Annotated in this window: 6 protein-coding genes; all 6 read left to right on the plus strand. The window is 73.8% G+C overall.

The features are described 5' to 3' along the window. The first annotated feature begins 107 nt into the window (after positions 1 to 107). On the plus strand, positions 108 to 542 hold the full coding sequence (locus tag AB0H87_RS38515; RefSeq protein WP_360157697.1) for an RNA polymerase sigma factor: 435 nt from the start codon (positions 108 to 110) through the stop codon (positions 540 to 542). Beyond that, complete coding sequence (locus tag AB0H87_RS38520) at positions 535 to 1,182, plus strand: hypothetical protein (RefSeq protein ID WP_360157682.1); 648 nt, start codon at positions 535 to 537, stop codon at positions 1,180 to 1,182. Before AB0H87_RS38515 ends, AB0H87_RS38520 begins: the two co-directional genes overlap by 8 nt. Positions 1,183 to 1,320: 138 nt before the next feature. Continuing rightward, on the plus strand, positions 1,321 to 2,328 hold the full coding sequence (locus AB0H87_RS38525; RefSeq protein ID WP_360157685.1) for an ATP-binding cassette domain-containing protein: 1,008 nt from the start codon (positions 1,321 to 1,323) through the stop codon (positions 2,326 to 2,328). Beyond that, positions 2,325 to 3,143: an ABC transporter permease gene (locus AB0H87_RS38530; protein ID WP_360157688.1), complete on the plus strand. Its 819-nt coding sequence runs from the start codon at positions 2,325 to 2,327 to the stop codon at positions 3,141 to 3,143. The genes AB0H87_RS38525 and AB0H87_RS38530 overlap by 4 nt, the downstream gene beginning before the upstream one ends. 90 nt (positions 3,144 to 3,233) lie before the next feature. Continuing rightward, entirely contained in the window at positions 3,234 to 3,725 is a 492-nt protein-coding gene (locus tag AB0H87_RS38535) for a SigE family RNA polymerase sigma factor (protein WP_360157691.1), read from the plus strand. Then, positions 3,722 to 4,496: hypothetical protein (locus AB0H87_RS38540; RefSeq protein ID WP_360157694.1), on the plus strand; the 775-nt coding region annotated here is incomplete at its 3' end. The genes AB0H87_RS38535 and AB0H87_RS38540, both read left to right, overlap by 4 nt.

A 4,496-nucleotide genomic window follows, 5' to 3' on the forward strand; every position in this document is an offset into this window, starting at 1 on the left:
GGCCATCTCCACGCTGGAGCTGGACACGGGCGTGACGAAGGACGGCAAGCTGGTCGTCCTGCACGACCGCACGATCAACGGGTCGCACTGTCCGCTACCTGCGGGTCCTGGTCGGCGCCGACGCGGACGACGTCGCCTCCGAGACCTGGCTGCAGGTCTGCCGCGACCTGACGTCGTTCGAGGGCGATCTGGCCGGCTTCCGCGCCTGGTGCGCGACCGTCGGCCGGCACCGCGCCCTCGACCACCTGCGGCGCACCCGGCGCCGGCCCGAGACGGTGTCCGCCGAGGCCCACCTGGCCGCCCTGGCCGGCGCCGCGGACACCGCGGGCGCGGCCACCGACGCGATCGCCACGGAGCGCGCGCTCGCGCTGATCGCCACGCTGCCGCGCGACCAGGCCGAGGCGGTCCTGCTCCGCGTGGTGGTCGGGCTCGACGCCGAGAGCGCGGGCAAGGTGCTGGGCAAACGTGCTGGCGCGGTACGCACGGCCGCCTACCGCGGGCTGCGCCGGCTCGCCGAAACACTGGAGCACCGCCATGCGTGACGATGCCGACCTCGACCGGATGCTCGACGGTGGCCCGCTGCCGCCGGCGCTGGCCGCACTGCGGGCGCCAGCGCATCCGACGGAGCTGGTCGGCGAGGAGGCCGCGGTCGCCGCGTTCCGCGCCGCCCAGCAGCCCGCGGCCGCGCCCACCGTGGCGGGCCGGCGAGCCCGCGTCGTGGGCCGGGCGTTGGCGGTGAAGGTGGCCGTCGCCGGCGCGGTGCTCGCCGGCGGTGGGCTGGCGGTGGCCGCGGCGACCGGCACGCTCCCCGGCCCGGAACCCACCCGACCGCCGGTCAACGGCCCGAGCGGCACGGACCGACCGGGCGGCGTGGTCAACGAACGCCCGACCACGGCGCCGCAGCCGCCGGCCGGCACCACTCCGCCGGGGACCCCGGGCGCTCCCACCGGCTCCGGCTCCGGCCCGGCGGGCGACGGAAACGGCAACGGCTGGGGCCGCGGCCACGGCACTGGCCAGCCGTCGAAGCCCGCGAAGCCGTCCAAGCCTGCGAAACCGTCGAAGTCCGCGAACTCCTCGAAGCCCGCGAACTCCTCGAAGCCCGCGAACTCCTCGAAGCCGCAGGAGCCCAAGGCCGCGACGTCGCCCAAGGAGAAGCCGAACCAGCCGCCGGGCCAGTCCTGACAAACACCGCCGCCGGCTCGCGGCCACGTCGGTCGGCGTTCTCCTGCTCGCCACCCGGGCACTCGAATAGGTATCGACACCGGACGAGGGACGGCGGCGACGGGCGGGACCTGCTAGGCATGTGCCTGGGAGGGGTACATGACGACGAACGCTGATCCGCGTCCGGCGGTCGAGGTCGACGATCTCGCCGTGTCGTACGGCAAGGTGGTCGCCCTCGACGGCCTGCACCTCAGGGTGGCTGCCGGCACCGTGTTCGGGCTGCTCGGGCCCAACGGCGCGGGCAAGACCACGCTGATCCGGGTGCTGTCGACGTTGCTGCGGCAGGACCGCGGCGACGCCCGCGTGCTCGGCCACGACGTGCTGCGCGAACCACTCGCCGTGCGGCTGGCGATCGGGCTGGCCGGGCAGTTCGCCGCCGTCGACGCGGAGCTGACCGGCCGGGAGAACCTCGAGATGGTGGGCCGCCTCTACCGGCTGACCGGCGCCGAGGCCCGCCGCCGCGCGGCCGACATCCTCGAGCGCTTCGAGCTGACCGAGGCCGCGAACCGACGTGTGAGCACATATTCCGGTGGCATGCGGCGCCGCCTCGACCTCGCCGCGAGCCTGACCGGGCAGCCGCCCGTGCTGCTGCTCGACGAGCCGACCACCGGGCTGGACCCGCGGTCGCGGCAGGAGCTGTGGACGATCGTCGACGAGCTGCGCAACACCGGCACGACCGTCCTGCTCACCACGCAGTACCTCGAGGAGGCCGACCGGCTGGCCCAGCGCATCGCCGTGATCGACGCCGGCAAGGTGATCGCGGAGGGCACGCCGGCCGAGCTGAAGGCCGGCGCCGGCACCGACGTGCTGCGGGTGCGCCTGGCCGATCCGGCCCATCTCACCGCCGCGGAGTCCGTGCTCGCCGACCTGGCCGCCGCGGGCACCGCCGTGCAGGTGGACGTGCCAACGTCCGAGCTGGTCCTGCGGGTGTCCCGACCGGACGCGTCAGCGGAGGCGATCCGCCGCCTCGACGCCAAGGGTCTACCCGTCACCGTGGTCCAGCTGACCCAGCCGAGCCTCGACGACGTGTTCCTCGCGTTGACGGGCCACACGACCACCGCCGCCGACACCGCCGCCACCACCGTCGAACCGGAGGTCGTCGCATGACCGCCACCACAGACCGGCTCGGGCTGGTCTCCCGCGGCGGACGCCAACGTCTCTCGCTCGGCGCCGTCCTGCGCGACAGCCAGGTGCTGGCGGTCCGGCAGCTGCGCAAGACGTTGCGCCGCCCGGTCTACATCGTCTTCGCGTTCATCCAGCCGGTCATCTTCGTCCTGCTGTTCCGCTACATCTTCGGCGGCGCCATCGACACCGGCGCGACGTCGTACGTCAACTTCCTCCTGCCCGGCATCATCGTGCAGACAGCGGTCTTCGGCGCGCTGATCACGGGCATCGGCCTGACCGAGGACCTCGCGGCCGGCGTCGTCGACCGGCTGCGCTCCCTGCCGATGTCCCGCGCGGCCGTCCTGTTCGGACGGACGGCGGCCGACCTGGTGATGAACGTGCTGACGCTGGTGGTGATGGCCGCGGTCGGCGTCGCGGTCGGCTTCCGGCCGTCGGAGCCGTTCTGGAAGCTGGTCCTGGCGTTCCTGCTCGTGCTCGGCTTCTCCTACGTGTTCTCGTGGATCAGCGCCTGGGTCGGCCTGTCGGTCAAGAACCCGGAGACGGCACAGTCGGCGGGCTTCATCTGGGTGTTCCCGCTGACCTTCGCGTCGTCGGCCTTCGTGCCGGTCGAGACGATGCCGGGCCCGGTCCGCGCGTTCGCGGAGGTCAACCCGATGAGCCTGGCCGTCGACGCCGTACGCGGCCTGACCATCGGCTTCCCCTCCCCCACCACACCGGCGCTGCAGACCCTGGCCTGGCTCGTAGGCCTGCTCCTGATCTTCGTACCCCTGGCGGTACGCGCCTTCCGCCGCGCCTGAGCCCACGCAACCCGAGAAAGGCCCCCGGAACCGCAACGTTTCGGGGGTCGCTGGGGTCTGGCTAGGTGTCGACGGCCAGAAGGAGTGCGGGTGGCTGAGGAATTCCGGGAATTCGTGGAGCTGCGGTACGGCGACCTGTTGCGGATCGCGTACCTGCTCACCGGCTCCGCGCACGACGCCGAGGATCTGGTGCAGTCCGCGCTGCTCAAGGTGATGCGGCGCTGGCGCAAGGTGGACGATCCGCTGGCCTACCTGCGCCGCACGATGGCCAACCAGCACATCAGCCTGTGGCATCGGGTGCGGTCGCGTGAGGTGGTCGGCGCGGCACCGCCCGAGCCCGTCACCGACGACACGGCCGACCGGGTCGTCCGGCGGCAGGCGCTGGTCGACGCGCTGCGCGGGCTGCCGCCCAGGACCCGCGTGGTGGTCGTGCTCCGGTACCTCGACGACCTGCCCGAGGCCGAGGTCGCTGCCATGCTCGGCTGGCCCGTCGGCACCGTGAAGAGCCACGCGTCGCGCGGCCTGGCCCGGCTGCGGACCGTCCTCGACGCCCCCGAACTCCTGAAGGGAAGCCCGCGATGACCGTGGACGAACGCGTCCGGGAGGCGCTGACCGACCTCGCCGACGGTGTGCGGCCCGTGCCGGACCCCTACGGGCGCCTGTGGTCGCGGCGGCGCCGCGTCCGTCGCCGGCGGACGATCGCCGCCGGGGCGGCGCTGGCCGCCGTCGCGGCCGTCGTGCTGCCCACGCTGCCAGGCGGCGGTCGCTCCACCGCCGTGGACGGCAACCCGCCGGCGACCATCCACGAGTGGGCGGAGCGGTTGCGGCACACGCCCGTACGCGGCGCGCTGGCCATGGCGGACCCGGGCTACGTGGCGGACTTCGACCGGCTGGTGACCGAGCGCCAGCGGGCCGGCGAACTGGCGGTCAGCGAGCCGGTCAGCGAGGTCGACGTGCTGTACCTGGACGACGTCGGCGACATCCGCATGGCGTTCGTCGCGTTCCACCTCACGCACCCGGATCCGACGACGACATGGGAGAACAGCAGCGCCTGGTTCGTGACCCGCCGCGGTGCCTCCGCCGCGGACCTGGCGCAGCCCCGGGCCGCCGTGATGATCGGCGACGGACTGGACCCGTTCGCGGTGCACGGCAACCTGACGAGCCCGGTCGGGCCCATGTCCGCCGGCGCCGCGGTCGGGTTGGCGCCGGCCGGCTGCGTCGTCGAGTCCGCTCCCCTGCCGGACCTCGACGTGTGGACGCCGGAGCCGACCGGCAACTACGTCGTGCGCACGGCCGACAGCGACCCGGGCGAGTGGTGGCGGGTGGTCTGCGCCGGCGTGGTGAAGGAGCTCC

The organism is Asanoa sp. NPDC050611 (assembly GCF_040654855.1).
Lineage (GTDB): Bacteria > Actinomycetota > Actinomycetes > Mycobacteriales > Micromonosporaceae > Asanoa.

Excerpts from the sequence above, each read along its gene's own strand:
- AB0H87_RS38520 (WP_360157682.1), top strand. The coding sequence starts at position 535 with ATGCGTGACGATGCCGACCTCGACCGGATGCTCGACGGTGGCCCGCTG.
- AB0H87_RS38525 (WP_360157685.1), top strand. The coding sequence starts at position 1,321 with ATGACGACGAACGCTGATCCGCGTCCGGCGGTCGAGGTCGACGATCTC.
- AB0H87_RS38530 (WP_360157688.1), top strand. The coding sequence starts at position 2,325 with ATGACCGCCACCACAGACCGGCTCGGGCTGGTCTCCCGCGGCGGACGC.